Origin of the sequence: Vicingus serpentipes (assembly GCF_007993035.1) — a bacterium.
Lineage (GTDB): Bacteria > Bacteroidota > Bacteroidia > Flavobacteriales_E > Vicingaceae > Vicingus > Vicingus serpentipes.
On the sequence record NZ_VOOS01000021.1, the window covers coordinates 1 to 544 of the forward strand.

The 544-nt window shown below is 38.2% G+C and carries 1 protein-coding gene; it reads right to left on the bottom strand.

Translation table 11 applies throughout. The features are described 5' to 3' along the window. The coding region (locus FRY74_RS12780; RefSeq protein WP_189765281.1) for a SprB repeat-containing protein at positions 1-544 on the bottom strand (544 nt) is incomplete at both ends.

The following is a 544-nucleotide window of genomic DNA, read 5'->3' on the forward strand; positions in this document are numbered from 1 at the left end:
CACCCATTGTTATCAGTAACCGTTAGAGAGTAAGTGTTAGCAGTTAATCCGTTTATAGCGTTAGAGATTTCAGTAGTGCTCCACAGGTAGTTAAAAGGTAGTGCTCCACCAGTAACAGTAACTGAAGCTTGTCCATCATTACCAGTATTACAACTAACATTAACTTGAGAGAAAGTAAAATCAAGAGGTTGTGGTTGTGATATAGTTATAGAATCAGTCCAAGAACAACCAAGGCTATCCGTAATTGTTATTGTGTAAGTTCCAGCGGTTAGGCTGTCAGCGGTAGGAGTCGTATCTCCATTACTCCAGTTATAAGAATAAGGAGAAGTACCGCCATTAACAGTCACAGTAGCTTGTCCGTCATTCCCACCATTACAGCTAACATTAAGATTAGAGATAGAAGCAGAAAGTAAATCAGGTTGGGTAATAATAACAGAGCTATCAACAGAACATCCATTGTTATCAGTAACAGTTAAAGAATAGGTGCTAGCACTTAAGTTTTGAGCAATAGAATCGATATCAGTATTACTCCAGTTGTAAGAGT